Source organism: Streptomyces clavifer (genome assembly GCF_036345975.1).
GTDB lineage: Bacteria > Actinomycetota > Actinomycetes > Streptomycetales > Streptomycetaceae > Streptomyces > Streptomyces clavifer.
On the sequence record NZ_CP107794.1, the window covers coordinates 295109 to 319419 of the forward strand.

At 69.4% G+C, this 24311-nt stretch carries 19 protein-coding genes, 3 pseudogenes and 3 riboswitches; of the genes and pseudogenes, 10 read left to right on the forward strand and 12 right to left on the reverse strand.

Going from position 1 to position 24311, the window contains the following annotated elements:
- Window positions 1–339: 339 nt before the first annotated feature.
- Window positions 340–1419, reverse strand: coding sequence for a protein phosphatase 2C domain-containing protein (locus OG927_RS35050; RefSeq protein ID WP_124283442.1), 1080 nt, complete (start codon window positions 1417–1419; stop codon window positions 340–342).
- A 320-nt stretch (window positions 1420–1739) separates the two neighbouring features.
- Here OG927_RS35050 and tap point away from each other — a divergent pair, with 320 nt between their 5' ends.
- The 4 genes from tap (at window position 1740) to OG927_RS35070 (ending at window position 6490) form a co-directional block, all read left to right on the forward strand.
- On the forward strand, window positions 1740–3884 hold the full coding sequence (tap, locus tag OG927_RS35055) for a telomere-associated protein Tap (protein ID WP_330321537.1): 2145 nt from the start codon (window positions 1740–1742) through the stop codon (window positions 3882–3884).
- A gap of 6 nt (window positions 3885–3890) precedes the next feature.
- On the forward strand, window positions 3891–4445 hold the full coding sequence (tpg, locus tag OG927_RS35060) for a telomere-protecting terminal protein Tpg (RefSeq protein ID WP_330321538.1): 555 nt from the start codon (window positions 3891–3893) through the stop codon (window positions 4443–4445).
- 432 nt (window positions 4446–4877) lie between these two features.
- A complete protein-coding gene (locus tag OG927_RS35065; protein ID WP_056792563.1) occupies window positions 4878–5240 on the forward strand; it encodes a YciI family protein in 363 nt (120 codons plus the stop codon).
- A complete protein-coding gene (locus tag OG927_RS35070; protein ID WP_330321539.1) occupies window positions 5237–6490 on the forward strand; it encodes an RNA polymerase sigma factor in 1254 nt (417 codons plus the stop codon). The genes OG927_RS35065 and OG927_RS35070 overlap by 4 nt, the downstream gene beginning before the upstream one ends.
- 244 nt (window positions 6491–6734) lie before the next feature.
- Here OG927_RS35070 and OG927_RS35075 read toward each other — a convergent pair.
- The 7 genes and pseudogenes from OG927_RS35075 to OG927_RS35105 form a co-directional block, all read right to left on the reverse strand.
- Window positions 6735–7432, reverse strand: a pseudogene (locus tag OG927_RS35075) (GlxA family transcriptional regulator); the annotation flags it as partial.
- 28 nt (window positions 7433–7460) lie between these two features.
- Entirely contained in the window at window positions 7461–8210 is a 750-nt protein-coding gene (locus OG927_RS35080; protein WP_330321540.1) for a class I SAM-dependent methyltransferase, read from the reverse strand.
- The gene (locus OG927_RS35085; RefSeq protein ID WP_330321621.1) at window positions 8179–9177 is read right to left on the reverse strand and encodes an MFS transporter; all 999 of its coding nucleotides are present in this window, start codon (window positions 9175–9177) and stop codon (window positions 8179–8181) included. Before OG927_RS35085 ends, OG927_RS35080 begins: the two co-directional genes overlap by 32 nt.
- On the reverse strand, window positions 9099–9446 hold the full coding sequence (locus tag OG927_RS35090) for an MFS transporter (RefSeq protein WP_330321541.1): 348 nt from the start codon (window positions 9444–9446) through the stop codon (window positions 9099–9101). The genes OG927_RS35085 and OG927_RS35090 overlap by 79 nt, the downstream gene beginning before the upstream one ends.
- The gene (locus OG927_RS35095) at window positions 9439–10692 is read right to left on the reverse strand and encodes an ATP-grasp domain-containing protein (RefSeq protein WP_330321542.1); all 1254 of its coding nucleotides are present in this window, start codon (window positions 10690–10692) and stop codon (window positions 9439–9441) included. The genes OG927_RS35090 and OG927_RS35095 overlap by 8 nt, the downstream gene beginning before the upstream one ends.
- Window positions 10689–11711, reverse strand: coding sequence for a cysteine synthase family protein (locus OG927_RS35100; RefSeq protein WP_330321543.1), 1023 nt, complete (start codon window positions 11709–11711; stop codon window positions 10689–10691). The genes OG927_RS35095 and OG927_RS35100 overlap by 4 nt, the downstream gene beginning before the upstream one ends.
- On the reverse strand, window positions 11708–12463 hold the full coding sequence (locus tag OG927_RS35105; protein WP_330321544.1) for a GHMP family kinase ATP-binding protein: 756 nt from the start codon (window positions 12461–12463) through the stop codon (window positions 11708–11710). The genes OG927_RS35100 and OG927_RS35105 overlap by 4 nt, the downstream gene beginning before the upstream one ends.
- Before the next feature lie 341 nt (window positions 12464–12804).
- Window positions 12805–13005, reverse strand: a riboswitch (cobalamin riboswitch).
- Window positions 13006–13341: 336 nt separating this feature from the next.
- On the opposite strand from OG927_RS35105, the gene OG927_RS35110 reads away from it, so the two are divergent.
- The 3 genes from OG927_RS35110 (at window position 13342) to OG927_RS35120 (ending at window position 15835) form a co-directional block, all read left to right on the forward strand.
- Complete coding sequence (locus tag OG927_RS35110; protein WP_056792557.1) at window positions 13342–14331, forward strand: ferric reductase-like transmembrane domain-containing protein; 990 nt, start codon at window positions 13342–13344, stop codon at window positions 14329–14331.
- Window positions 14332–14482: 151 nt separating this feature from the next.
- Window positions 14483–14605: riboswitch (cobalamin riboswitch) on the forward strand.
- A gap of 102 nt (window positions 14606–14707) precedes the next feature.
- On the forward strand, window positions 14708–15073 hold the full coding sequence (locus tag OG927_RS35115) for a (2Fe-2S) ferredoxin domain-containing protein (protein WP_330321622.1): 366 nt from the start codon (window positions 14708–14710) through the stop codon (window positions 15071–15073).
- Window positions 15074–15148: 75 nt separating this feature from the next.
- Window positions 15149–15835 (forward strand): (2Fe-2S)-binding protein, encoded by a 687-nt coding sequence (locus OG927_RS35120; RefSeq protein WP_124283449.1) that lies wholly within the window; start codon window positions 15149–15151, stop codon window positions 15833–15835.
- A 74-nt stretch (window positions 15836–15909) separates the two neighbouring features.
- On the opposite strand, the pseudogene OG927_RS35125 reads toward OG927_RS35120, so the two are convergent.
- From OG927_RS35125 to OG927_RS35140, 4 genes and pseudogenes are all read right to left on the reverse strand, one after another.
- Window positions 15910–16047, reverse strand: a pseudogene (locus OG927_RS35125) (SAM-dependent methyltransferase); the annotation flags it as partial.
- 126 nt (window positions 16048–16173) lie between these two features.
- Window positions 16174–18492, reverse strand: coding sequence for a 5-methyltetrahydropteroyltriglutamate--homocysteine S-methyltransferase (metE, locus tag OG927_RS35130; protein ID WP_124283450.1), 2319 nt, complete (start codon window positions 18490–18492; stop codon window positions 16174–16176).
- A 163-nt stretch (window positions 18493–18655) separates the two neighbouring features.
- A riboswitch (cobalamin riboswitch) is annotated at window positions 18656–18871 on the reverse strand.
- A 393-nt stretch (window positions 18872–19264) separates the two neighbouring features.
- On the reverse strand, window positions 19265–19852 hold the full coding sequence (locus OG927_RS35135) for a sigma-70 family RNA polymerase sigma factor (RefSeq protein ID WP_330321545.1): 588 nt from the start codon (window positions 19850–19852) through the stop codon (window positions 19265–19267).
- A 139-nt stretch (window positions 19853–19991) separates the two neighbouring features.
- A complete protein-coding gene (locus OG927_RS35140; protein WP_241192038.1) occupies window positions 19992–20681 on the reverse strand; it encodes a hypothetical protein in 690 nt (229 codons plus the stop codon).
- A gap of 379 nt (window positions 20682–21060) precedes the next feature.
- On the opposite strand from OG927_RS35140, the pseudogene OG927_RS35145 reads away from it, so the two are divergent.
- The 3 genes and pseudogenes from OG927_RS35145 to OG927_RS35155 all read left to right on the forward strand — a co-directional run bounded on the left by OG927_RS35145 (window position 21061) and on the right by OG927_RS35155 (window position 24259).
- Window positions 21061–21268, forward strand: a pseudogene (locus tag OG927_RS35145) (hypothetical protein).
- A 475-nt stretch (window positions 21269–21743) separates the two neighbouring features.
- Window positions 21744–21968, forward strand: a complete 225-nt coding sequence (locus OG927_RS35150) for a hypothetical protein (protein WP_056792552.1) — start codon at window positions 21744–21746, stop codon at window positions 21966–21968.
- Window positions 21968–24259, forward strand: a complete 2292-nt coding sequence (locus OG927_RS35155; RefSeq protein WP_392929789.1) for a heavy metal translocating P-type ATPase — start codon at window positions 21968–21970, stop codon at window positions 24257–24259. Before OG927_RS35150 ends, OG927_RS35155 begins: the two co-directional genes overlap by 1 nt.
- Window positions 24260–24311: the final 52 nt, after the last annotated feature.

Below are 24311 nucleotides of genomic sequence, written 5' to 3' on the forward strand. Positions count from 1 at the left end.
TGGCGTCACCTACCGGACGTCCAGCGATGTGCCGCCACCAGCCTTCCGCCGCGAGTCCCGCCGCGTGCCTGTCCTGTCCTAGACAACTGTGGGCAGGGTGCTGCTCTGACCTGCGGTGCCTACGGTTAAGTGGGACAGATTGGCGGTCGGCGTTCCGCTCAACCGTAGGCAGAATGGTCGTTCACCCGCGGAGCCAGGCCAGCAGGCGCCGTGGAGTCGGTTGCGAGGTGCTGGCTGCCATGGTTCTCCTTGCTTCTCGGGCGAGTCGGTACTCGTCGCCTTCACGGATGAGTTCGTGGGAGCGGATCTGGTGCAACTGCAAGCGCATGCCACTCGCTCCTACTGCTGCAGCTCCATGACGTCGGCGACCACGCAGCTGACGTTGTCGGGGCCCCCGGAGTCGTTGGCGCGGGCGATGAGTTCGCGGACGGCCTGCTCGGGCTCCCTGCTCCCGGAGAGCACCCGTCGGATGTCTTCGGTCTGCACGACGGTCGACAGGCCGTCGGAGCAGAGCAGGTATCGGTCTCCCTGCTTAGCGTCGTGAAGGCGCATGTCGGGGGTGGCGTTGGCGCCTTGCCCCAGGGCCCGTATCAGCAGCGATCGCTGGGGGTGGGAGACGGCTTCCTCCGGGGTGAGACGTCCTTCGTCGACCATCGACTGCACCATGGTGTGATCGTTGGTGATCTGGAACAGCTCTTCGTCGCGCAGGAGGTAGACGCGGGAGTCGCCGATGTGGACGAGGGCCAACTGTGAGCCGGTCCAGAGCATTGCGGTGAGTGTGGTGCCGGCATCCTCGGGTGATGAGGCGGCACCGGCGATGCCGTTGACGGCCTGTTTGGCCTGCTCGATGGCTTCATCGAGGACGTTGAGGAGATCGCCTGCCGGGATGCTGTCGGTTTCGAGGCGCTTGAGCGCGTCGACGGCGGCCGCGCTGGCTGGGGCTCCCGAGCTGCCGTAGCCGTCGGCGACGGCGAGCAGGCGTGACCCGGCGTAGGCGGTGTCCTGGTTGCTCTCGCGGACATGGCCCGTGTCGGAAAGGGCGGCGTAGCGGATTCCCAGTGGCTTGGTGGTCGGAGACATGACGGAGTCCTTCCAGGACAGATGGTCGATGAGGAAGGAAGCGAGGTCCCGCCGTGCGGCGGTGTCGGCCTCGACCTGAGCCCAGAATGCACGGATCTCCTGGGTCGCCGCAGCTGACTCCAGCGTGCATACGTGCTGGATACGGGCCAGGGGCATCCCCAGGCGCCGGAGCCAGGCGACCAGCCGGGCCTGATCCAGTTGTTCCGGTGCGTAGAGGCGATAGCCGCTCACCGGGTCGACGCGAGCGGGGGTCAGCAGACCGAGCTCGTCGTAAAGACGCAGTGCCTTCGGCGATAGGCGGGACGCCTTCGCGAACGTCCCAATGGTCAGCAACCCCATGCTCGCTCCTCCTCATGCCGAGCACATCGCCCGGCCCTTTGATGATGTGGCTTCCCCCAAGGTGAAGGTCAACCAGCGGCTCACCGACCACACAACAGGCCCCAGATCTGGCTCCGGGCGAGAGGCCGCCGCGACCCCACCCGCACAAGACTGGAACACATCAGAAACCGCCTACAGATGACCGGGACTGCCTACACAGCGCTGGGACCGGACAGTGCCGGACCGGATCGATGGCTATTCCGCAGAACGCACCGGAGCGATGTACGGGAAGAGTACGCAAGATGTTTTTTTCAGAGTACGATTGAGGTAGGAGGTGTTTCGTGTCCGAGTTGTTCGAGGCGGTCGATGCCTTGATCGCGTCCGCATCGCCGTTGCCCCCACCCGCCGAGCGGGAACGGCTGCGCAAGGCACATGGGTTGACGCAGGCACAGGTTGCCGCCGCGCTAGAGGTGCGCCGCCCGACGGTCGTGTCCTGGGAGAGTGGCAAGACCGAGCCGCGGCCCCCGCAGCGCGAGGCATACGCCCGCCTGCTGGCCAAGCTCGCGCAGCTCTACCCGGCACCCGCAGAATCCACCCCAACCGCGCCTGCCACGTTCACCGGCCCCTCGGCTCCCGTGACACCACAACGTCCGGAGCCCGACAGCGAACCCGAACATGCTGTCAGCCCCGCCCCGGTTCACCAGCCTGTCCGCCCCACGGCTACGAGCATCCTCGCCGGCACCACCCGCCGGCCTGCGGCAAAGAAGGTCTCGGCGAAGCCCGCGACGGCTACGACTGCCGACCCTCGGTTCGAGAACGGGCCGCTCGCGGTCATCGACGTCGAGGACGGGCAGGTCGTGGCGTACTGCGTCGGCGGCCTTGTCTTGGACGTACCCGCCAAGTCCCTCCCCTCCTTGATCGACTGGACCCTGGCCGAAGCGAAACTCGGTGCGCCCAGACTCTCCGGACCGGGCAAAGACGCCGACCCGCTGCTCGTACTGACCGAAGCCGCGTGCGAGCGCTACGGCCTGCCGATTCACCTCACGCAGGAGGAGCGGCTGTCCGGTCGGCTGCCGGAGGGCCACAAGGTCGTCAAGCAGCTGGCCCGCGCAGAATGGAAGCTGACGAAGCGTGGCCTCGGGCCGTGGGCCCGCATCTACCGCCCTGCCCACGGCGGCCGACGGGCCTGCGTCCAGCTGTGCCTCCCGTCCTGGGGTGCCCTCGACACACGGACCTGGGGGAGCGCAGGAAACCTCCCGGCGGTGGACCTCGCCCGGATGCTCGGCACGTTCGCGTCACGGGTTATGACTCCGCGCGGCTCCACCGCAGTGACGGGCCTGGAGCTGATGACCGCGCTGCACCCGCCCACCCGCGCGTCCGCACCTGACGCCGACGGCAAGCGTCACAGCGAGCACAACCCCGGCTCCCTCGGCCATGAACCCGTCGACTGCGCCCCCTGCGAAGCCCCCGACGGCCATCCGCTCCTCAAGGACCTGCCCCGGTTCCACCAGCGGGGCCCGGCCGAGATGCTGATCGAGGAGGCGTACGACTGGGCGCGGCCGCTGACCGACGACGAGTACAGCCAGCGCTACCTCGTCGGCATCGACGTGAACATGGCCTTCGCCGCCGGCGCGAACGGACTGAATGTCGGCCTCGACGCCCCGACACACGTGCAGCGCCCGGAGTTCGACCCGAAGCTCCCCGGCTCCTGGCTGGTCGACCTCTCCCACATCGAGCTGGACGAGCGGCTGCCCTCGCCGTTCACACCGAAGGGGGACCGGCCCGAGGGCCCTGCCTGGTACGCGACACCCACCGTCGCGTACGCGGTCGAGCTCGGCTACCAGGTCGCCCCGGCCGAGGCCTACGTCCGGTATGAGAACGGCCGGTACCTGGACGGCTGGTACAACCGGCTCCGCGACGCCTACATCGCCACGATGGCCGACCTCGGCGTCACCGCGGACCTTTCCCCGGCCGACTTCCTGACGGCGATGGACGGCTACCGGCAGCGCGACCCGCAGATGGCGCTCGTCCTGTCCGCGGTGAAGGCCACCGTCAAGGGTGGCATCGGCAAACTCCGCGAACGCCCCCGCGGCGAAGGCTGGAAGCCGGGAGAGCCCTGGCGCGCGTTGTCCCGTCCGACGTGGCGCCCTGATATCCGTGCCGCGGTCATCTCCAAGACCCGTATTAACATGCACCGCAAAATGGCCAAGCACGCCGCCTTCACCGGCCAGTACCCCGTCGCGATCCTCTCCGACTGCGCCGTCTACGCCAGTGACGGCCCGGGCCCGCTCGACTTCCTGCCCTACCGGCAGGACAAGCCGTTGCCCGGCGGCTTCCGCCTCGGTGTGTCGCCCGGCATGGTCAAGCACGAAGGCACCCAGACCGTGCTCTGGGCCGAAGCGGTCCGCGAGGAGCACGGCTACGAACTCAACCTGGCGCGCTACATCAAGGACGGCCAGATCACCGGCGCGGACACGGGGGAGTAGCCGACGATGAGCATGTTCTCAGACGGTCTCGACAAGGCGGTGGAGCGGGCCTTCACCCGCCCCATCCCCAAGTCGGCCGGCGCCCAGATGCGCTACCTCGTCAAGCAGCACAAAGGCACCCGGGCCGTCGCCCAAATGCTGCGAATCTCCCAGCGCACCGTCGAACGCTACGTGAAGGACCAGATCAAGAAGCCCCGCAAAGACCTCGCCGCGCGCCTGCAGAGCGAAGTCACGAAACGGTGGCAGCCCCAAGTCCGGGCCAAAGCCAAACAGACAGCGGCCACCAGCACCGGCCTCGTCATCGACACCCGCGCCCGCTTCGGCTACACCGCCGCCCCCGGCACCACCGACGACGCCCGCCTACGCCACCTCACCGTCGCCCTCCCACCCACCTACGCCGCCCGCCTCTTCGAAGCCCGCGACCAAGGCGCCACCGACCAAGAACTCCAGAACATCGCCGCCGAAGGACTGCAAGAGATCTACTTCAAGGACGGCGGCCGCCGCGCCGCCGGACTCCTCGTCGAATACACCGACCTGGAACACATCCACTTCGACCTCTAGACCACGCCTGACCCATACGCCCCTGTGAGATGCGACGCCGAAGAGTCGGGGAGCCGGGTGAGCAAGTGCTGCCAGCTCTCGGGTTTCGATCCAGGAGGCGGGGGCCTCGCTCCGGCGTTGGTAGTCGATAGCGCGGGTCGGCGCGTGGAGTTCGGCAGTGACTGTGGCGAGGCCCTATTCCACGTTGCTGGCCGTGTGGGCATACAGGGCAATCTGTACAAGCGGGTACGCGCGGGCGTGCACCAGCGCGGGTGGCTGTCCCTGGGCGGAGGGCGCCGGATAGGTTGATCGTTTGGGGCGGGCGGTACGCCGGTGCGACCGGAGGAAGAGCCGAGAATCTTTTTCTGTCCCGGATGTCGAAGAGGCGTGCGCGGCTCCGACTGTGGGGTGGAAGCGCGCCGAAGGGGTGCGCGGGATACAAGGGGACACCTGATGAAGTACGTCGCGATGATCTACGGCAACCAGGCCAAGTGGGAGTCCTTCCCCGCCGACGCCTGGCCCGAGGCGATCGCCAGGCAGGACGCGTTCAACAAGAAGTATCGCGAGAGCGGTGAACTGCTCGGCGCTTACGGTCTGGCGGACGCGGCCAACGCGCAACTGGTGCGCCGCAAGGACGGCGCACCGGCGGTCACGGACGGGCCCTACCTCGAGACCAAGGAGTACCTCGCCAGCTTCTACATGCTGGACTGCGAGTCCCTGGAGCGGGCGCACGAGATCGCCGCCGACATGCCCTTCGCGGACACCGATCCGGTCGAGCTCTGGCCGGTCCTGCACGACGCCGCGACGGACCTGTGAGCGAGGCACCCGGCATCGAGGACCTGCTGCGCGAGCTGGCGCCGCAGGTCCTCGGCGCGCTCGTCCGCCGCTACGGCGCCTTCGACACCTGCGAGGACGCCGTCCAGGAGGCGCTGCTGGCCGCCGCCCTCCAATGGCCCGCCCAGGGACTGCCGGACAATCCCCGGGGATGGCTGGTCACCGTCGCCTCCCGCCGACTGGTGGACCAGGTGCGCAGCGAGCAGGCACGGCGCCGGCGCGAGGAACGCATCGCCCTCGCCACCCCCCAGGCCGAGCTGCTGAGCCAACCCGCGGACGCCGAGGCGGACGCGGACCAGGACGATTCCCTGGCACTACTGTTCCTGTGCTGCCACCCGGCACTGTCGGAGTCCAGCCAGATCGCCCTCACCCTGCGCGCAGTCGGGGGCCTGACCACTCCACAGATCGCCGCCGCCTTCCTGGTGCCCGAGACGACCATGGCCCAGCGCATCAGCCGCGCCAAACAGACCGTCAGGAACTCCGCGACGCCGCTGCGCCTGCCGCAGACGGCCGACCGGACCGAACGGCTGGAGGCGGTACTCCATGTGCTGTACCTGGTCTTCAACGAGGGCTACACCGCCACCGACGGCACCGACCTGACCGCGCCAGCCCTGTCGACCGAGGCGATCCGGCTCACCCGGCTGCTGCGCCGCCTGCTGCCCGACCACGCCGAGACAGCCGGACTGCTCGCCCTGATGCTGCTCACCGACGCGCGCCGAGCTGCCCGCACCGGGCCCGGCGGCGCTCTGGTGCCGCTGGCCGAGCAGGACCGCACCCTCTGGAACCGTCGGCTGATCACGGAGGGCCTCGACCTGATCAGCCGGATCCTGCCCAGGGGGCAGGTCGGCCCCTACCAGTTGCAGGCGGCGATCGCCGCCGTCCATGGCGAGGCCGAGCACGTCGATGCCACCGACTGGCCGCAGATCCTCGCCCTGTACGGCCTGCTGGAGCACCTCGCGCCGAATCCGGTGGTCACCCTCAATCGCGCGGTCGCCGTCGCGGAGGTGCACGGCCCCGCCGCCGGGCTCGACCTGCTGGCGACCCTGGACTCCGACCGGCGCACGGCACACCACCATCGTCTGCTCGCAGTCCGCGCCCATCTCGTGGAACAACTCGGCGACCACGACGCGGCCGCCCACGCCTACCGTGAGGCGGCCCGCCTCACCAGCAGCACACCGGAGCGACGGCACCTCACCAACCGCGCGGCCCGCCTCACCTCTGGACAAGACTGACCAGCAGATCCAGGATGCCCTGTCACGTCGGGCGGTTCCGCGGCCTGGACGACTGGCAGCACCACGATCGTGGTGAGCCGCTCGTCATGTTTCCTCGCGCAAGCTCGGGAACAGGGCGCGGTCGGGGTCCGGTGCGACGAACGTGCCGTCCGGCCGATACGAGGGTTCGGGATCGGCCCACTCGCTCCCCGCGTCCCCTGAGACGAGCCTCAGCCGTCTGAGGGCAGCGCCGTGCGCGTACCGCTCACTGCGTTCCCCGGAATGTGTTGCGGTACGCGCGTGGTGACACGCCCAGTACTTCGCGGAAGTGCTGGCGCATGGCAGTCCCTGTGCCGAAGCCGGCCTGTGCGGCGATCCTGTCCACCGGCTCGTCGGTCCGCTCCAGCAGTTGTCGCGCGAGCTGCAGGCGCTGGCCGGCCAGCCAGCGCATCGGTGTCGTCCCGGTCTCGTGGAGGAATCGCCGGCTCAGCGTCCGCACACTGGTCGACGTCGCACGGGCCAAGTCCTCCAGGGCCAGCGGGTCGCCCAGGTGACCCAGGGCGTAATCGCGTGCGGCGGAAGTCGAGCTGCCACCTGGCTCCGGGACCGGCTGCTCGATGTACTGAGCCTGTCCACCCTCCCGGTGCGGGGGTACGACGGTGCGCCGGGCGACCGTGTTCGCCACGTCGGCCCCGTAGTCGCTCCGGATCATGTGCAGGCAGGGTCGATGCCGGCGGCGACCCCCGCCGAGGTGAGCACGCCCCGGTCGTCCGTGTAGAGGACGTCCGGGTCGATGTCGATCTCCGGGTACAGGGTCCGCAGCTCGTCGCACGACTTCCAGTGCGTTGTCGCCCGCCGCCCCGCGAGCAGTCCGGCTGCCGCCAGGACGAACGACCCGGTGCAGATCGAGGCAACCCGCGCGCCGGCCGGGATCCGCTCCAGTGCCCGGCGCAGGCGCGGGGTGCAGCGGTCCGCCGCACCCCGCGCGTCGTCACCGCGCGCGCACCGCCCGAAGGATCAACCGCTCGGCATCCTGGTCGTAGGGACGGCCGTCGAAGCCACCGAAGACCTCCACGCGACTGAACCCGGCTTCCTCGGCCATCCTGCGCAGCTCCACGGCGCTGTAGACGAACCACACCAAGGACGCCCGGGTCACCCGGTCTCCCCGGACGAGAACCCAGTCGCTCCTCAACCGCGCCCAGTCGTCGAGCACCGTGTCGGTCTGTACGAGCAGGTCGTCACCCCGCTGAACCACCTTCGGCGGGGTGACCTTCCGGGCCAGCAGTTCCTTGCCCGCCAGATCCAGGAGAAGAGTGCCTCCGGGCGCCAGACACCGGTGCATGTTACGCAGCACCTCGGTGTTGTCGAAAGGATCCTCGAAGTATCCGAATGAGGTGAACATGTTGAGGACGACATCGAAGCCGTTCGAAGGCGTGTACGAGCGGGCGTCAGCCTGCACGTAGGTGACGGACGCGCCGGCGTCGGCCGACCGTTTCCGTGCCCTGTCCAGCATGGCCGGGCTGAGGTCCACGCCGGTCACGTCGAAGCCGCGGGCGGCGAGTGGAACCGTGAAGACCGCCGGACCGCAGCACAGGTCAAGCACCCGTGCCCCTTGCCGGAAGGACAGCAGGGGAGAGTTGTCGAGCAACTCTTCAGCCTGGGTGTGGCGTTGTTCGGTGAACAGGAAGTCGTGGAATTCCGTCCAGAAGTCATCGTCCTGGAATCCGCCGGTCCGTGTCATGGTGCGGCAGTGCTCCTTCGTCGTAGTCGTGTGGGTCGTGACGCCGCACCACGCGACGGCGCAGCGTCAGCAGCAGAGGGGGAAGCAGCAGGCACTGTGCTGCCGCCAGCAGCCAGAACGAGCCTGTGTCACCGACTCGTTCGCCGAGACCGTAGAGCAGACCGCCTAGCACTCCGCTGACGAAGGCCCCCAGCCCGGCCGCCAGCCGCTGCTGGCCGAAGACCACCGCGTCGGAGCGCGGACTGCGGTGCAGGGCCTCCAGATCGTTCTTCAGGAACAGCACGATGTCGCCCAGCGTGATCAGGGCACCGCCCGCCAGCAGAGCCGGCCGGGTGCCGAGCGCGAGTACGGCCAGACCTGCCGCCAGGCCCGCGAAGCCGACGGTGAGGGCCAAGCCGTAAGGCATACGGCTGATCAGCCCGGACGCCAGAGGCTGCACGACGATCACCAGCGCGAAGCAGAGCAGCAGGACCAGGCTGTAGAACGCGGTGGACGCCTGCTCGACGGCGTACAAGGCCAGGAAGTGCTGGAAGTAGAAGTAGAGGTAGAACGCCAGAGCATTGGCGGCGAACGGCAGGAGCGCCACGCCTGCCAGCAGACCCTGCCTAGGAGTCCCTGGGGCGGCCGGCTGATCACCGGTTGCCGGCAGCCGTGCGTGACCTGCTGTGACGGCCACGAAGAGCGCGGTAGCGGTCACGAACAGCCAGCCCGGTGAGGACAGGACGAAGGGTCCGGCGATCAGCGGGCCCATCGCCATGCCTGCGTTGAGAGCCGCGTTGCCCGCCGACAGGTAGGCCGGGCGACGTTCGTCGTCGACCCCGTGAATCAAATACGCCTTGTTCGCCGGAAGGTACAGCGCAGCGCCACAGCACGTCAGGATGAGCGCTCCTACGGCGAGTGGCGGCCAGCAGCAGCCATGGCGACTGAGCCGCTGCAGATCCAGCTGGCGCGGACAATCAAGGCCCAGAGCATCGTGCGGCGCAGCCCGATCCGGTCGGACAGTGCTCCTCCGGCGATCCCGCCGGAGAACTGGACCAGGGACGCCACTGCGAGCACGACACCGACCGTGCCGAGCCCCATCCCGAGGCGCTCGTGGAGGAAGACCGACATGAACGGCAGGACCATGAAGCTGCCGAGCGGGATCAGGAACGAGCTGAGCAGCAGGAAGCGCAGCGGACCGTCGAGCGGCGCCAGCCCGGCACGTGGGCGCGGCCCCCGGCCGGTGCCTCTACCCACCGGCTGGCCTCGGAGTGGACGGATCTGCGAATGGCTCGGTGTGTACCTGGACGGCGTTTGCGGCGGCCACCGCCCGGTGAGTGGCGAGCTCGGCCGTCTCGGCCTCCGCGTAGACGATGCCGGCGTATCCGCGGCTGTCCGCCAGGTGTTCGACAGGGTCGCCCGTTCGCTTGACCGGATACCAGGCCGGGGCCCCCGGCAGGTCGGCAAAGCGTTCCAGCCCGGTGACCCCGGTCAGCACCCCCGGGACTTCCGGGTAGCTGAGTACGAAGGCCACGGCCGGGCCGCCCGGCAGGTCCGCATCCATCAGACGGGGGCGCCGGCCGAGCGCCGTCTCGATCACCGCCTCGTACACGTTGTATCCGAGGGACCGGCACATCCCCTCGCCGACCAGAGCACCGCCGATACGGGGATTGACCTCGACCACCTCCGGGCCCGTGGTGGTCAGCACGAACTCCACGTGTGCGAAGCGGTCGGTGTACCCGACAGTGGTCAGTACGTCCCCCAGCCACCTCTCCAGGGAGACGCGCTGTTCCTCAGGGAAGCCCACGGGAAACGCGGTGATCTCCTCCCGGAATCGTGGCTCCGGTGACATCAGGCGGCTGGAGATGCCGAGCAGCCGGGTCTGCCCCTGCCAGGAGAGTGTCTCGGCGCTGTACACCGGCCCGCCGAAGTACGGTTCGGCGAACAGCCGTCCCATGAGTGACCGCCCCGCTGCCTCTGCCAGCGCGGCGTCCAGTTCGGGTTCGTCCCGCACCAACCAGACGTTCTGGCTCCCGGTGCCGGCGGTGTCCTTGACGACGGCAGGTAGGCCGGCTTCCTTCAGCAGCGCCTCCCGCAGCTCCGGCAGTGAGCCCTCCGACTCCACCGCCCGCCCGCGAGTGAGCCGCGCCTCGTACAGGCGGTTGCGTACCGCGGCCTTGTCCCGGGCCAGCCGCAGGACAGCCGGATCGAGTCCGGGCAGCCCCAGACGGTCCGTGAGCTCCGCGCCGATCAGTGTCCAGGTGTCGGTGGAACTGATCAGGCCGCGCAGGCCGGGTGTCCCTCGCAGCAGGCCCGTCACTCCGTCCGTGTCGAAGGTGTCGGTCGTGACGACGTCCAGGGCGTCGGCGGGGAGTCGCTCGAGCTCGTACGCGTAGTACGAGGGATCGCGTGTCAGAAGCATCAGCCGCTCGCCGAGCGCGTCGGCGGCGAGTACCAGGTGTCGGAGTCCGAAGGTGAGCGACTCCAGGCAGACCACACTCACGCGGCCCGCTCCTTCCTGTGTGCGGGGTCGGGGGTGCGCTGCCAGGCCATGGTGGACCAGGGCATGGTCATCTCCTCGGACCCCACCACCTCGACAGGTTTGAGGGCCGGGAGGTCGAGTGCCTCCTTGTGCCGGGCGAACACCCGCTCCACGTAGCGGTGACCCGTGTCGGCGCCGATCACCAGGTGCAGGCGGTCGGGGTGGAGGCGTGCCTCGTGGGAGGCTGCCAGGTATCCGGCTCCGGTGGACAGTCCGGCGAAGACCGCGTGGTCACGCAGGAGGGCGACGGCACCGGACATCGCGTGGGTGAAGTCCATCCAGTGCACCGCGTCGTAGAGGTGGTGGTGCACGTTGTCGAAGACGATCGACGACCCGATCCCGGCGATGATGGCCTCCGGGTCGTGGTGGTCCTGGCTGCCGAACGTGACGCTGCCGAACGGCTGTACTCCCACAAGACGCACCGTGGGGTCGTCCCTTCGCAGGTGTTCCACGACCCCGCCGGTCGATGCGCCGGATCCCACGCCGCCGACAACGGTCAGCGGCCGGCCGGGAACTGCTGCCGCTATGAGGTCGGCGACGTCGTGGTACCCGAGATAGTGGATGTCGTCGTGGTACTGGCGCATCCAGTGGTGGTCGGGACGGTCCGCGAGGATCTCCTTCACCCGGCGTACGCGTAGTTCCTGGTCGAGTTTCAGGTCTTCCGAAGGCCTGACCTGCTCCACCACCGCGCCGAGGATCTCCAACTGGGCGAGCGTGGTGACGTCCACGGTGGTGGAGGCGACGATGCGGCACCTCAGGCCGTAACGGTGGCAGGCCAGCGCGAGGGCGTAGGCATAGATACCGCTGGAGCTGTCGATCAGGGTCTGGCCGGTGCGGATGGTGCCTCGGCCGAGGAGATGCCGGACGGCCGCCAGGGCCGAGTAGATCTTCATCGACTCGAAGCGGATCAGAATCACACGGTCGGTGAGCCGGACGAGGTCGGGCATCCTGAGGGCGTCGGCGATGTGGGGGTGGATCATCCGTAACCTCCTTGGACGAATGAGCACTGGTAGCCGAGCGAATGGAAGAAGGCGGAGAGTTCCGACTTGCGGTGCGCACCGAGGCGGCGCGGGAAGAGGTAACCGATCAGGCAGCCGGTATGGGCGACGAAGATCCCGTCCGCGCCGAACCGTTCGCGGTGGGTGAGCATGCTGTGGAAGGTGGCCTTGGGAAGCACCTCCTGGGACAGCGTGGCGCTGACCGTCGCCGCGCGGGCCACGGCTGCCGGGTCGGAGGAGTCGAAGCCCTTCAGGAGGGCGGTCAGGCAGCGTTCGTACTCTTCTCCGCGCCTTCGGTAGTGCTCCAGAAGCGAGGCGGAGACGGCCTCGGTGTCCACCGTTCCGGGTTCGGTGACGAACGCGGTGTGGAAGCCGAAGCCCGTGCCCAGGCGCCGGACCACCCGGTGCCGGCCACTGAGGTGGAGGGCGAACTCATCGAGGAACACGCTGTCGGCCCGCTCGATCTCCGCAAGGACGGCGAGGACCACCTGCTGGTCGTAGGGAAGGGCGAAGAGCTGGAACAGGCAACGCAGCGTGGCGACGATGTCGGCGGTCGAGCTCGCCATCCCCACACCCACCCGGAGGTCGGAGTGGGTGCTCCAGAGGCCGGTCGGCAGCGTGAGCCCGTAGTGGTCCAGGAAGAGGCGGGCCGCCGTAGCGGACTTGACCGCGAGCACCGATGGGTCCGGTGGGTCGGTGCCCGGTGTGAAGTGGACCCAGGAGTGGCGGTCCACGGGAAAGGACACCAAAGCTATGTCCGGTGCGGCGGCCGCGCGAAGAGGGCCCTGGTACAACTCACCCAAGGTGCCGTGGCAGACGCCCGACACGGTGGGGCGCGCCGGACTGTGCTTCTCGCGGGGTTCCCCGGCGTGGGGCAGCGCTGCTCCCCCCGGATACACCGGCGGTGAACGATCGGTCCCATGGCGGGGGTGACAGGTCATACGCACGGTCGTCACATCGCTCTCCTCCTGGTCACGAGCCATCAACACCGACCGGGGAGGAGACGCGGCAATGCTGTGCCGTGCAACCGTCCGTACCGCCAACCCAGTCCTCGAGGTCACCGAGCACAGCCCGTGCAAGCACGGGCGCAGTGGCAGGTCTCCGGACTCGTGGGCGCACCTACCGGAAACCGGGGCACGTAGCAGCCGTCGCCTCTGCCGGATCTCCACGGATCCGGTGGTGCGACGGCTCTTCCTCCCACTCACCGTTGCGGGACAGTCCCGGACTCTCACCGGGTTCCCTCTTGCGTCGCGACACCGGACATCCGGATGGCTATGCGCCGCGAACCGACTGCGGAGCCCACAGTAGGTGCGCTCGCGGCGTCGCGACAGAGGCACACGGAGGGTTGTCCAGATGCGGTGGGTTACTGGACAGCGCTGAGGGACGTCTGAGGACGGAGCGATCGAGGAGACTGCGGTGGCGTCCTTCTCCGCTCTTCTCCTGCCGGAAGTCCGCAAGGACGGAACGCCCACCGGGCAGGGATGAGGCCAAGGGCCGCCTCGGTGTTCTGGCCGGAATGAGCCTCGCTGCCTCCGGCGTCTCAAGCGACACTGATCTCTCCTACGACACATGCGCACCGCCCTTCGGCGGCCGGTGCCTGAGGGGCCCAGGGATGCTGTCAGAGACGACGCCGGATGACGAAGGGACGCCTGAACCGCCCGCCCGCGACCGGCGTGCCGCAGGCCGTGTCACCCTGCGCGCCGACCTGTGGGCCGTGCTGCCCGAGGCGGGTGTCGCGTTCGCCGTCACGGCGGCGGTGTTCGTTCTCCTGTACGTGCGTGTGGAGTCGGGTGACTCCGCGACGGTGGCGGTCATGCCGTTCATGGCCGATGCCGGAACGTACTGGATGTACCTGCTGAGCCAGGCGTTCGGCTGGTCGGCGTTGTTGTGGGCATGGGGCACGGTCATGCTCGGACTGCTCTTGTCCGGGCAGCGCCCTGCCTGGCTGCCCGGATCCCCCCAGGCATTGGAGCGCTGGCACCGCACCACGAGTCTGACCACGATGGCGTTGATGTTCGCGCATGCGCTGATGTTCGCGGCTGAACTCGTCCGGTACGAGGCCGCACTGGGGTGGGCGGAGCGCCTGTGGGTGGGCTTCGCGGACTCGTTCGTGCCTGGCTGGTACGACTCGGGAACCGGCCGGATCGCCATTCCGATCGGGCAGGGAGCCCTGTACCTCGCGATCCCGCTCGGCCTGCTCTTTTACGTCAGGCATCGCATCGGCGCCAACACCTGGCGTCGGCTGCACCGTTTCGTGATCGTCGTGTATGTGCTCAGCGTGTGGCACACGCTGTTGTACGGCACGAACGTCTGGTACGGCGAGTGGCCGCGTACGGTGCTGTGGCTGCTGCAACTGCCGGTCGCCGTCCTGCTGGTGGTGCGGTTGACACGGCCGGCCCGGCGGGCGGAACGGCTCAGCCCCTCAGGGTGGCGGTCGGGCAGAGCGTCCATGCCGGGCTGGGCGCTCCGGGCCGCGGGACGCGTGGCTGCAGCGGCCGTCGTCCTCGGGCTGGTCGCCGTGGTGGCTTCGGGTCACGATGGAGGGCGGGAGCGACCGGCCGAGGCGCCCTCGACCGCCCCGCATGCCCCGGAGGGCGAGTGAGGGGAGCGGTGGACCGCGGATCCCGGAGAGGGCGCCCACCCTCGGACAGCGGCGACCGGACGAACGACCTGTCAGCTGACCGGTGCTCCCGGCGGCCGCGGTGGGAGTTCGTCGGATGCGATGATGGCCCGTGACAGGGCGACGGCGGTCCGAGGAAGCCGGTGAGATTCCGGCGCGGTCCCGCCACTGTGATCGGCGAGCGGATCCCGGCAATTCCACTGCCCACGTGGGTGGGAAGGACGGGACGAGCACTGACCCGAGAGCCAGGAGACTCACGCGGTCGCCTCCTCCACGAACGCCGGGGCGGAGCTCCCCGGGGAGAGAGCGGTTCAGCGTGCCTGAAAAGCCGGACGAAGGAACCTCGGACCACTCCGCTGTGGCAGGAAAGGCGGCCGAGCCGGTTCCGTGCCGGATCGTCGTCTGCCGGGACTGTTGCTGCGGCACCGCCAAGGTGAGCGGAATCGATCACGCAGCGCAGACGGCGCGTCTGCGTGCCGAGGCCCCTGTACGTGTCTCCGCCTGCCTCGACGTGTGCGACCAGGCCAATGTCGTCGTGGTGCAGCCCTCCGCTGTCGGCCGGGCAGCCGGTGCCCGGCCGGTATGGCTGGGGCTGGTGAATGATCCCCGAGCGACCGAAGACATAGCGGCCTGGGTACGTGCCGGTGGTCCTGGTGTAGCTCCGCGACCGGAGATTCTCGATCTGTACGCCTGCCTGCCGCCGAGGCGCCGCACGAGCGCCTGAGATGTCGCTCGCATCGATATTGCTTCGTCCAGGCCGCCCCTGCAGGGTGCCCTTTCTCCCAAGGAGGCAATCCCCGTGAGCGAACCCGTTCGCGCACCCGCGGCCGTTGTGGCAGCGGCTCTGGACGATGCGGCATCCATCGGCGGCTTCTTCGCCCTGCGCGTCGGAGGCGGCGACGAAGGCTGGCGTCCCGTGGACCACTTCTACAGCCGCGGCTTCACCGACCTGTCCACCGCCGTCGCCACCCGATACCGCACCGACGAGTTGCGCGTCGGAGTCTCCATCGCTCACCTCGGACACGCTGCCCGTCTCTGGTCGCCGGCCCTGGCCTGTGCGCTCCTGGGCGGAGTCGTCCCAGACTTCGGCGCATTGCAGCGCGCTGACGACAGCTCGCAGCTCAGGCTGCCCGAGCCCGCCGGCTGGCACGTCGACCCGCTCCCGGACATGACCGGAACTCTGTACGCCCAGGTGATGCACCACCTGGACGCTCTTCGCGCCGGCCTGCGGGTCAAGGTCGCTCCACGCCTCCTCGACGGTAACGCAGCGTCCGCGTTGGCCGGTTCTGCCGGCGTGCTGCTGGCTGCCCATCCACACCTGCGTGGTCCGCTCAGCGCACTCGTGCCGGAGCTGCTCAGCAGGGGTCGGCTGGCCGGAACAGGGCACCTGACCGGGCCTGGCCTGACCTTCCGCCGTCGTAGCTGCTGCCTCTACTACCGCACTCCGACAGGCTCGCAGTGCGGGGACTGCTGTTTCGCGGCCTGAACCAGGCTATCCGCCATGATGGAGGCGACCGCAGCCCGCCTGGGTACGCACGCCCTGGTGGCATTCGGTCGACTGGCCTTAGCATGCGAGCCCTTGCCTAGAACGAAGAAGGCATCCGCTCTGCGCATGGCCTTGACGGCGGCCAACGTCAGATGGTCGGGGTCACCGGCTCCGATGCCGATGACCTGAAGCTGCCGGAGCTCGGTACTCATCCGGTGGTATTCCTCCCATGAGGCGTCCTGGCCTTCAGCAGACCGCAGATATCGCTGCGGCTGTGCACTGCGTGCTGCGCCGTTGCCGGGGCGCCTGCGGGCGCCCCGGCCTTCGGAGCCCTCCGATCAGGAGGTGGGCAGTTCGCCTCGGACCGTGCGGGCCGCTGCCACGAGGTTCTCCAGGGACGCCTTGGTCTCGGACCAACCGCGGGTCTTGAGACCGCAGTCCGGGTTGACCCACAGCCGCTCCGCCGGGATGGCCTTCAGCCCCTTACGGAGCAGGGCGGCCGCTTCCTCGGTGCTCGGCACCCGGGGGGAGTGGATGTCGTACACGCCGGGCCCCGCCTCGCGCGGGTATCCGTGCTCCGCCAGTTCCCGGGCGACCTGCATGTGGGAGCGGGCAGCCTCCAGGCTGATGACGTCGGCGTCGAGGTCGTCGATGGCCTGGACGATGTCACCGAACTCGGCATAGCACATGTGGGTGTGGATCTGGGTGTCCGGCCGTACGCCGCCGGTGGTGAGGCGGAACGACTCCGTCGCCCACGCCAGATAGGCCGCGTGGTCCGCGGCCCGCAGCGGCAGCGTCTCGCGCAGCGCGGGCTCGTCGACCTGGATGACCGACGTCCCCGCGGCCTCCAGGTCGTTCACCTCGTCGCGCAGGGCGAGGGCGACCTGGCGGGCGGTGTCGCCGAGCGGCTGGTCGTCGCGTACGAAGGACCAGGCGAGCATGGTGACCGGGCCGGTGAGCATGCCCTTGACGGGCCGCTCGGTGAGGGACTGTGCGTACGTCGTCCAGCGCACCGTCATCGGCGCGGGGCGGGAGATGTCGCCGGCCAGGACCGGCGGGCGGACGTAGCGGGTGCCGTAGGACTGCACCCAGCCGTGCTGCGTGGCGAGGTACCCCGTCAGCTGCTCCGCGAAGTACTGCACCATGTCGTTGCGTTCGGCCTCACCGTGCACCAGGACGTCCAGGCCGGTCTTCTCCTGGAAGGCGATCACCTCCTGGATCTCGGCTTTGATGCGCTCCTCGTACCCGGCCGCGTCGATCCTGCCAGCGCGCAGGTCGGCGCGCGCGGTACGGAGTTCATCGGTCTGCGGAAACGAACCGATGGTGGTCGTCGGCAGCAGGGGAAGCCCGAGGTGCGCGCGCTGGGCGGCGGCCCGCTCCTCGTACGGCTGGGAGCGGCGGCCGTCGGCGTCGGTGATGGCGGCGGCCCTGGTCCGTACCGCCGGGTCGCGGGTCAGGGGAGAGCCGGAGCGGGAGGCGAGGTCGGCGCGGTTGGCAGCGATCTCGGTGGTCACCGCGCCGGTGCCTTGGGCCAGCGCCTTGGCCAGCGTGACGATCTCGGCGGTCTTTTGACGGGCGAAGGCCAGCCAGCGCAGGACCTGCGGCTCGATGTCCCGTTCGGCGGCGGTGTCGAGGGGGACGTGCAGCAGGGAGCAGGAAGCGGCCACATCGACCCGGTCGGCGAGGCCGAGGAGTGTGGCGAGAGTGGCCAGGGACTTCTCGTAGTCGTTGATCCAGATGTTACGTCCGTTGACGACGCCGGCGACGAGCCGCTTGCCCGGGAGCCCGCCGGCAGCGGCGAGGTCTTCGAGGTTGGCCGCCGCCGCATCGGTGAAGTCCAGCGCCAGGCCCTCGACCGGGGCTTTGGCCAGGACGGTGAGAGCGTCGCCGAGCCGGTCGAAGTAGGACGCGACGAGCAACTTGGGCCGGTCGGTGAGGGCGCCGAGGTCCCGGTAGGTGCGGGCGGCGGCGTTCAGCTCGGCCGGGGTGCGGTCCTGGACGAGGGCGGGCTCGTCGAGCTGCACCCACTCGGCGCCGCCGGCGCGGAGATCGGCGAGGACCTCCGCGTAGACCGGAAGGAGCCGGTCGAGCAGGGTGAGCGGTTCGAAGTCGGCCGCCACGCCGGGGGCGGGCTTGGCGAGCAGGAGATAGGTGACCGGGCCGACGAGTACGGGCCGGGCGCTGTGTCCGAGCGCGAGGGCTTCCTTGAACTCGGTGACCTGCTTGGTGGAGTCCGCGGTGAACACGGTGTCGGGGCCGAGCTCGGGCACGAGGTAGTGGTAGTTGGTGTCGAACCACTTGGTCATCTCCAGCGGGGCGACGTCCTGCGTTCCGCGCGCCATCGCGAAGTAGCCGTCGAGCGCGTCGGCATGGACGGCCTCCCGGTGCCGCTGCGGGACGGCGCCGACCATGACACTGGTGTCCAGGACGTGGTCGTAGTACGAGAAGTCTCCGGTGGGGAGCTCATGGGCGCCGGCGTCCGCCAGTTGCTGCCAGTTGGACCGACGCAGCTCTGCTGCCGTCTGCTGAAGGACGTCGGCGGTGATCCGGCCCTTCCAGTAGCCCTCGATGGCCTTCTTCAGCTCCCGGTTCGGGCCCTGGCGGGGGTAGCCGTACACGGTGGCTCGTGCTGCCGCGGCTGCGGGCTGCGCTGTCACGGAAATCTCCTTCGCGAGATGACTCCTTGAGATCCCGGAGACAGGACACGGGCGCGAAGGGATGACGAACCAGACGGAACATGTACACGCCCTGGGCATGAGGTTCTGTCTGGTATGTACGCCGACCCGCCCACGAGGTCACCGGGATATCCGTACGCGAGTGGTCACGTACGGGCAACGGGCAGGTCTTCGGACTTGCGGGCTCGTCTGCCGGGGCAGACTCCTACTGGCCGTCGCTTCCCAGATCCGACCGGATCCAGTGCTTATGACGGCGGTCGTTCCCACTCACCGCTGCGGGGCAGTCCCGGATTTTCACCGGGTTCCCTCTTACGACGCGTCTGCCTGGCGGGCAGGGCGAACCAGCTGCACCGGCCACCATAGAGGTTCGAGGGTTCTTTGGATGTCGCTATCCAGATCCCGGGACGTGACGTGAGCCACCGACTACGTCCGGTGGGGAACGCAAGCGGGGCGGGCGGCAGACCACCGTCTGCCGCCCGCCCTTCTCCACAGCACCGCCGAGCCCCTCAGCCCGGCAGCGGGCCCTTCCTCTGCTGGGCACCACGCTGTTCGCCTTCCTCGACGGTGGCTCGGTCGTCCGGACGGAAGGGCCTCGGTGCGACAGCCCGCAGGAGAGAGCGACGGTAGGCGATTCGCCGGCGCGTGGCGGCACACCGACCTGTGCAGGATGTGTTGCGGGTCCAAGCCGATGAACGACCGCTCGGTGCGTGGTCGGCGCCCCGAGCGGTCGTAGACCCGGCGAGATCAGGCTCGGTTAGCAGGCCAGAGCAGGCTCCGCCCTGTCGTCGAGCATGGCGCACAGTGTCGTACGCGCTCGTGAGACCCGGGATCTGATGGTGCCCACCGGGCACGAGACGGTACGAGCCGCGTCGTCGTACGGCATGTACAGGACCTGGGTCAGTACGAACGCCTCGCGGCGGGCATCCGGGAGTGAGTCGATGAGGGCCATGAGAGCGATGCCCTCATCGAAGCCGGGCAGGTCACGCGGTTGGCTGCACTCCGCTACGTGCTGCCAGTCGGACGTGTCGGCCAGGCGGGGCCGGGAAGCGGCACGCCGCAGGCTGTCGACGACAGTTCGGCGGGCGATGGTCAGTATCCAGGCGCGAGCCGAGCCCCGTCCTTGAAAGAGATGGACGGTGCTTACAGCTCGCAGGAAGGTCTCCTGCACCAGGTCGTCGGCCATCTGGAAGTCGTCGGCCAGAGCGGTGACATATCGACGTACGTCGTTGTGGAGGGCACGGAAGACGTGCTCGAAGGCATCGGCGTCGCCGGCCGCGGCGCCGAGAGCCCAGGCGGTGACTTCGTCCTCCGTCACCGAGGGTTGTCTTTGGGTAGGAAGCATGGGGGACTGCGGTTCCTTCCGGGTGTCCGGACAGGGCGCGGCCCACGGGCATACGCCGATCCGGAAATTGGGAGATCGCGTCCGTGCATCACGTGCACGGGCGCACGTCGGCGGTGATGCAGCCGACGTGATCCAGCTGTCAGTGGACAGCGATCTCCCCCGGAGGCCCCCGGGTGACGAGCGTGTGGACGAGCAGTCGCGGGCGTGGCAGCGTGACGGAGCGGTCGACAGCAGGCGCGGGGGCAGCGGACGGGTGGGGCCGGAGCGCGCTGAGAAGCGCGAGGGGGAGGTGGAAGCGGTCCGCCAGACCGCGCAGAATCTGGAAGGCGGCCCGCTCGCCGCGGGCCAGCCACAGACCGCACAGCAGCGCCGCCACCACGTGCGCCGCGAGCATCCCCCAGGTGGCGTTGCCGGTCATCGCTCCCATGTCATGCATGGGAGCTGTCGCGTGAGCGCCGTGGGCGGTGTGCCCGAGTGCAGCTATGGCGGAGGAACCGCCTTCGAGCCTGGGAAGCGGCATGCTGTCGGTGAGCCCGGCCTGCGCCGCGACGTCGTAGGCGCGCGCCGCCGCGGCCGTGTCGCTGTGCGGGCCGCAGAGCAGGGCGTCCGCCCACCTCTCGGCCAGCCCGGGGTCGCTTCCGGTGCCCATGGCCCCCTGCGGCACGGTTTGGACGAGCGTGAACATGCCGTGGAGTGCTGCCTGTACTGCGGCGGTGAGAGCGACGACAGCTACCTGGCCCCGTTCCCGTCCAGTGACGAGCCAGGCCAGTGTGCCGACTCCTCCTACGCACAGGACCAGGAACCACCAGGGCAGTGCATCGTCCGACATGAGGACGTGTCCGCAGGCAGCGAGAGCCACGCACACGACCGCGAAGAACGCGGACCGTGCGGCGCGAAACCGCCATCCCACCGACATGGCACCCAATCCTGGCATTGTTCCCGTACCAGCTCTCGGCCGGGTCCAGTGCGGCTTGTTCCGGACGACGTTCTGCGCTTGGTCGGCCCGGCCGTCCACACGGTCGACACATGAGAGGGGTCGTGCAGCGGTACCTTTTGGTTCCCGCCACCTCGGGAGTTCCGGGAGCACCGGGTGCGTGCGGGCGGGCCTTCCACACAGGACGGGCGCCGCGCTTGTGGCTTGGGGCATTACCTTCGTACACGGTCTCCGGCTTCCGCCGGAGGCCTACGAGTGGAGGAGAGAGAGCGCGATAACTGGATCCCCCGAACCCCTGGCCACCTTCTGCGGGAACTGCGACGTCGGTGCCCGCAGTTGTTCGTGGACGAAAGTGCTCCGGCCGAACGACGGATCGTGATCACCGACGACTTCGGGCAGCGCGTGGAGATGAGTGCGGACCAGTTCGGTCCCTGGTCGAGGAGGCCCAAGCCGGTCACCTCGACGCAGCCGTCACCGCGTGACGGCCATTGGTCCGGGGACCGGGTTTCCCGGGCCCGCGCATCCCGGCGAGCCCGGCCGCCGAAACGACCCACGCTCCGTGACCCATGACCACCCCGTCGGACGGCGGTTGTCTTCATGACGGTTGTCCGGCTCCGGTGATGGCCTCGCAGATCCTGAAGGCGTCGAGGCCTGACCGCTGACCAGGACCGTACCGTTGGGGAGGCCGACCTCCACCTCCTCGGCACCGGTCACCTCGGACCTCCCCCATGGAGCCGGCCACTGGGGGCCGCAGGTGTCACCACGTCGGACACCTGCGGTCCATCGGTCAGCACAGTGGTCGTTCCCCGACTCTCTGCCGCTACCTGCTTGACCCGGACCGATGCTGTGACGCTGTTCACTCCTGCGGCGGGGAACTCCGGCCCGGGCTCCTCCGACTTTTGGACCGTACCGAGCCGTCGCACCACGGCTCGTATCCAGAACTGCGAGGAGCACTCCGTGGAACAGACGGCAGGTCCCGGACCTCAAGCGAAATCCGTGCGGGGCGTCCCGCCACCGGCGCTGTGGGTCTTCCTGCTTCTGCTCGGAGCCCTGTTCGCGGGCGCCTACGCGGTGGGGAACGCGGTGGGACCCGTCGCACCGGGCATGCACGGCCCGGGAGTCACCGGCGGCACGCCCACCGAGGACGGGGATCTGCCCATGGAGCACGGGGGCGGTCACTGATGGCGGCCGAGGCGACGCCCCCAGCGGCCATGACGGACATCACCGTCGGCGGTATGACCTGCGCGGCCTGTGTACGACGGGTCGAGCGCAAGCTGGGCAAGCTGGACGGTGTCACGGCGGAGGTGAATCTCGCCACCGGCCGGGCCCGCGTCAGCCATCCAGCCGAAGTGACCGTCGACGAGCTGACGTCCGCCGTCGAGGCCGCAGGATACACGGCACACGTCATGGTCCCCCTGATCGATGGAAAACGACAGCGACGGACCGAGGACGTGGCCGAGGACGACGCCCGGCGGGAGCGCGAGCGGCTGACCATCACCGCGGTGCTGTCGCTGCCCGTCCTCGCCCTGTCGATGGCACCGCCCTTCCAGTTCGACAACTGGCAGTGGCTGTGTTTCGTGCTCGCCGCTCCGGTCGCCGCCTGGGGAGCCTGGCCCTTCCACCACCGTGCCCTGAGCGGACTGCGCCACGCCACCGCCACCATGGACACGCTGGTGTCGCTCGGCGTGCTCGCGTCGTTCCTCTGGTCGGCGTACGCGCTCTTCCTCGGCGGAGCGGGCATGCCCGGCATGCGGATGCCGTTCACCCTGGTGCCCACCACTTCCGACGGAATGGCGCACGTCTATCTCGAAGCGGCGGTGGGTGTACCGCTGTTCGTCCTGCTGGGTCGGTTCCTGGAAAGCCGGGCGAGGCGCGGGACCGGGGCGGCGTTGCGGTCGCTCGCCCAGCTCGCCGCGAAGGAGGTCACGGTACGCCGTAGCGGCACGGACGTACGCCTGCCGATCGAACGGCTTCGAGTCGGTGAGGTGTTCGTGGTCCGTCCCGGTGAACGGGTGGCCACCGACGGGGGGGTTTCCGAGGGAAGCTCCGCCGTCGACCTGTCCCTGGTCACCGGCGAGTCCGAGCCCATCGAGGTCAGCCCGGGAAGCCCCGTAACCGGAGGATCGGTCAACGTGGGCGGCCTGTTGCTGGTGCGCGCGACCGCCGTAGGAGCGGACACGCAGCTCGCCCGCATCACCCAGCTCGTAACGGACGCCCAGGCGGGCAAGGCACGGGCCCAGCGGCTGGCTGACACGATCGCCGGCGTCTTCGTCCCAGTCGTCCTGGCCCTCGCGGCCACAACACTCGGATTCTGGCTCGGCGCCGGCGCCGACCCCCAGGCCGCGATCACCGCCGCCGTGGCGGTTCTCGTCGTCGCCTGCCCGTGCGCGCTGGGGCTTGCGACACCTACGGCGCTGATGGCCGCCACCGGGCGCGGAGCGCAGCTGGGCGTCCTGGTGAGCGGGCCGCAGGCACTGGAGGGGCTCAAGCACGTCGACACGGTGGTGCTCGACAAGACCGGCACCCTGACCTCCGGGCACATGAGCGTCGGGCGGATCACCGCGACACCTGACGGACCGGACGCGGACGAGGTCGTCCGGCTGGCCGGTGCGGTCGAGGAAGGCTCGGAGCACCCGCTGGGCCGGGCGATCACGGCCCATGCGCGCCGTGCGGCCGAAGACGAGCCGTTGCCCGCCGTGTCCGGATTCCGGGCCACCGCCGGGCACGGTGTGAGCGGGCACGTGGACGGGCTGGCCGTGGAGGTGGTTGCACCTGACGGAACGGAGCTGCCAGCCGCCTTGTCGGCGGCCCGCGAACGAGCGGACGAAGCGGCCCGTACGGCGGTGCTGGTAAGGGTGGACGGTGCTCCCGCCGCCATCATGGAGGTGGCCGACCTCGTACGGCCCGGCAGTTACCGCGCCGTCGACCGGCTGCGCAGGCTCGGGGTCCGCCCCGTGCTGGCCACCGGCGACCGGGCCGCCGTTGCACGGGCGGTCGCGGAGGACCTCGGCATCGCGGAGGTCCACGCTCGCTGCACACCGCAGGACAAAGCCGAACTGGTGCGCAGACTGCGTGCCGAAGGCCGGCGGGTCGCCGTAGTGGGGGACGGCGTCAACGACGCCGCCGCACTTGCCGGCGCGGACCTGGGCATCGCCATGGGCACCGGGACCGACGTCGCGATCGGCGCCGCCGACGTCACTCTCGTACGCAGCGACATCGAGGCGCTCGCGGATGCGGTCCGCCTGGCCCGGCACACGCTGCGCACTATCCGCACCAACCTTGCGTGGGCTTTCGGCTACAACGTCGTGACGATGCCGCTGGCCATGGTCGGCCTGCTGAATCCGATGGTCGCCGCAGTCGCGATGTCGCTCAGCTCCGTCCTTGTAGTGGCCAACAGCCTGCGCCTGCGCACCTGGCAGCCTTCCCCGGCCCGGCAGCGCCGTGGCCGTACCGCCCCCAGGAGCCTGGTGTGACCTCTCCACCCGGCTTCGCAGGAACTGTCCCGGCGAACCTCATATCCCCTTC

Bases quoted from the DNA above. Each gene is read 5' to 3' on its own strand.
- OG927_RS35050 (WP_124283442.1), bottom strand. From the start codon at position 1,419: ATGGGGTTGCTGACCATTGGGACGTTCGCGAAGGCGTCCCGCCTATCG.
- tpg (WP_330321538.1), top strand. From the start codon at position 3,891: ATGAGCATGTTCTCAGACGGTCTCGACAAGGCGGTGGAGCGGGCCTTC.
- OG927_RS35065 (WP_056792563.1), top strand. From the start codon at position 4,878: ATGAAGTACGTCGCGATGATCTACGGCAACCAGGCCAAGTGGGAGTCC.
- OG927_RS35080 (WP_330321540.1), bottom strand. From the start codon at position 8,210: ATGACACGGACCGGCGGATTCCAGGACGATGACTTCTGGACGGAATTC.
- OG927_RS35100 (WP_330321543.1), bottom strand. From the start codon at position 11,711: ATGATCCACCCCCACATCGCCGACGCCCTCAGGATGCCCGACCTCGTC.
- OG927_RS35110 (WP_056792557.1), top strand. From the start codon at position 13,342: ATGCTGTCAGAGACGACGCCGGATGACGAAGGGACGCCTGAACCGCCC.
- OG927_RS35135 (WP_330321545.1), bottom strand. From the start codon at position 19,852: ATGCTTCCTACCCAAAGACAACCCTCGGTGACGGAGGACGAAGTCACC.
- OG927_RS35140 (WP_241192038.1), bottom strand. From the start codon at position 20,681: ATGTCGGACGATGCACTGCCCTGGTGGTTCCTGGTCCTGTGCGTAGGA.
- OG927_RS35155 (WP_392929789.1), top strand. From the start codon at position 21,968: ATGGCGGCCGAGGCGACGCCCCCAGCGGCCATGACGGACATCACCGTC.